Annotated in this window: 1 protein-coding gene; it reads left to right on the top strand. The window is 73.1% G+C overall.

The window, feature by feature from the left end:
- The first annotated feature begins 177 nt into the window (after positions 1 to 177).
- A complete protein-coding gene (gene pepN / locus ACFWOG_RS40345) occupies positions 178 to 2,760 on the top strand; it encodes an aminopeptidase N (protein WP_329948612.1) in 2,583 nt (860 codons plus the stop codon).
- The last annotated feature ends 232 nt before the right edge of the window (positions 2,761 to 2,992 follow it).

Below are 2,992 nucleotides of genomic sequence, written 5' to 3'. Positions count from 1 at the left end.
GTCGCTCCGCTGGTGACCGCGTGCCTGGTCGCCCCCGGACCACCCCCGCCCCGCCTTCGTCGTCCCCCTCCGGCCCGGCCCGCCCCTCCCGTCCGACGGCCGCGGGCATATTCCTCCGGACCCGGCGGGCGGGCATGGCAGGATGCCAGGCATCAGCCTGACGAAGGAGTCCAGCGAGTGCCCGGCACCAACCTGACCCGTGACGAGGCCCGCACCCGGGCCGACCTCCTGCACGTGGACGCGTACGAGATCGAGCTCGACCTGAGCTCCGCCCGAGAGGGGGGCACGTTCCGGTCCACCACCGTGGTCCGGTTCACCGCCCGCACCCCCGGCGCGGCCACCTTCATCGACCTGGTCGCGCCGAGCGTGGAGGAGATCGTCCTCAACGGCGAGCGGCTCGACAACGCCAACTTCGCCGACAGCCGGATCGCTCTCCCGGGCCTCGCCGCCGAGAACGAGCTGCGGATCGTCGCCGACTGCGCCTACACCAACACCGGTGAGGGCCTGCACCGGTTCGTCGACCCCGTCGACGGCGAGACCTACCTGTACACCCAGTTCGAGGTGCCGGACGCCCGCCGGGTCTTCGCCTCCTTCGAGCAGCCCGACCTCAAGGCCGCCTTCACGTTCACCGTGACCGCGCCCACCGGCTGGGTGGTGGTCTCCAACTCGCCCACCCCGACGCCCGAGGACGAGGGCGACAGCCAGGTCTGGCGGTTCGAGCCGACCGGCCGGATCTCCACCTACATCACCGCGCTGATCGCCGGCCCGTACGTCGGTGTCTTCGACGCGTACCGGAACGGCGACCAGGAGGTGCCGCTGGGCATCTACTGCCGTCCCTCGCTGCGCGAGTTCCTGGACGCCGAGGCGATCTTCGAGGTCACCCGGCAGGGCTTCGACTACTTCCAGGAGAAGTTCGACTTCCCCTACCCCTTCGCCAAGTACGACCAGCTGTTCGTCCCGGAGTTCAACGCCGGCGCGATGGAGAACGCGGGCGCCGTCACCCTGCGCGACCAGTACGTGTTCCGGTCCAAGGTGACCGACGCCGCGTACGAGGCACGCGCCGCGACGATCCTGCACGAGCTCGCCCACATGTGGTTCGGCGACCTCGTCACCATGGAGTGGTGGAACGACCTCTGGCTCAACGAGTCGTTCGCGACCTTCGCCGAGGCCGTCTGCCAGGCCGAGGCCCCCGGCTCCAAGTGGCCCAACTCCTGGACCACCTTCGCCAACCAGATGAAGACCTGGGCGTACCGGCAGGACCAGCTGCCGTCCACCCACCCGATCATGGCCGACATCAACGACCTGGAGGACGTCCAGGTCAACTTCGACGGCATCACCTACGCCAAGGGCGCCTCGGTGCTCAAGCAGCTGGTGGCGTACGTCGGCCAGGACGCGTTCTTCGAGGGTGTGCGGGCCTACTTCAAGCGGCACGCCTGGGGCAACACCCGGCTCAGCGACCTGCTCGGCGCCCTGGAGGAGGCCAGCGGCCGCGACCTCAAGGCCTGGTCCACCGCCTGGCTGGAGACCGCCGGCATCAACGTGCTCCGCCCCGCCCTCACGCTCAACACCGACGGCGAGATCGAGTCCTTCGCCGTCCTCCAGGAGGCCCCCGCGCTGCCCGCCGGCGCCAAGGGCCACGCCGTGCTCCGCCCGCACCGGATCGCCGTCGGCCTCTACGAGCTGAACGACGGCGCCCTGATCCGCACCGACCGGATCGAGCTGGACGTCGACGGCCCGCGCACCGAGGTGCCCGAGCTCACCGGCCGGCACCGCCCGGCCGTCATCCTGCTCAACGACGACGACCTCTCCTACGCCAAGGTCAGGCTCGACGAGGACTCGCTGGCCGTCGTCACCGAGCACCTCGGCGGCTTCCCCGACTCGCTGCCGCGCGCCCTGTGCTGGGCCTCCGCCTGGGACATGACGCGGGACGGCGAGCTGGCCGCCCGCGACTACCTGACGCTGGCCCTCTCCGGCCTCCGGCGGGAGTCCGACATCGGCGTCGTCCAGTCGGTGCAGCGCCAGGTGCGGCTCGCCCTCGACGCCTACGCCGACCCGGCCTGGCGCGAGCAGGGCCTGTCCCGCTGGGCCGAGGCCGCCGAGGACCGGCTGCGCACCGCCGAGGCGGGCAGCGACCACCAGTTGGCCTGGGCCCGCGTCCTGGCCTCCGTCGCCCGGACCGACGGTCAGCTCGGCCTGATCGCCGGCCTGCTGGACGGCTCCGTCGAGATCGCCGGCCTGGCCGTCGACACCGAGCTGCGCTGGACCCTGCTGGGCCGGCTCGCCGCCACCGGGCGCGCCGACGAGGCCGCGATCGCGGCCGAACTCGCCCGCGACAACACCGCGGCCGGCCAGGAGCACGCCGCCAGCTGCCGGGCCGCCCGGCCGACCGCCGAGGCCAAGGCGGAGGCCTGGGCCTCGGTCGTCGAGTCGGACACGCTCACCAACTACGTGCAGGCGGCGGTGATCGGCGGCTTCCAGCAGACCGACCAGCGCGAGCTGCTGGCGCCGTACGTGGCGAAGTACTTCGCGGCGGTCAAGGACGTCTGGGAGTCCCGCAGCCACGAGATCTCGCAGCAGATCATCGGCGGGCTCTACCCGGGCCTGCTGGTCGAGCAGGCCACGCTGGACGCCACCGACGCGTGGCTGGACTCGGCCGACCCGGCGCCGTCGCTGCGGCGTCAGGTCGTCGAGGCGCGGGCCGGGATCGAGCGGGCGCTCAAGGCGCAGGCCGCCGACCGGGCGGCGGGCGCACGGGGCTGAGGTCCCGGCGCGGCCGACCGCCGTCCCCCCCTGCCTCCCGCCGCGGGCCTTCCCGGTGGCGGGAGGCAGGGGGCGGGGTCGGAGGCAGGGCCGGGGCGGGAGGGCGCACCCGGCGCGGAAACGCCCGAGGGGGCGCCCGGCGGGGTACCGCGCCCCCCCGGGGTGTTGGTGGGGGCTGTGGCCGGAAGGCCGGCGGCCGCGTATTATTCTACGTGACGCCGCCCGACGGCAG

It is taken from the genome of Kitasatospora sp. NPDC058406 (genome assembly GCF_042722765.1).
GTDB lineage: Bacteria > Actinomycetota > Actinomycetes > Streptomycetales > Streptomycetaceae > Kitasatospora.
This window is presented reverse-complemented; position numbering and strand designations above follow the sequence as displayed.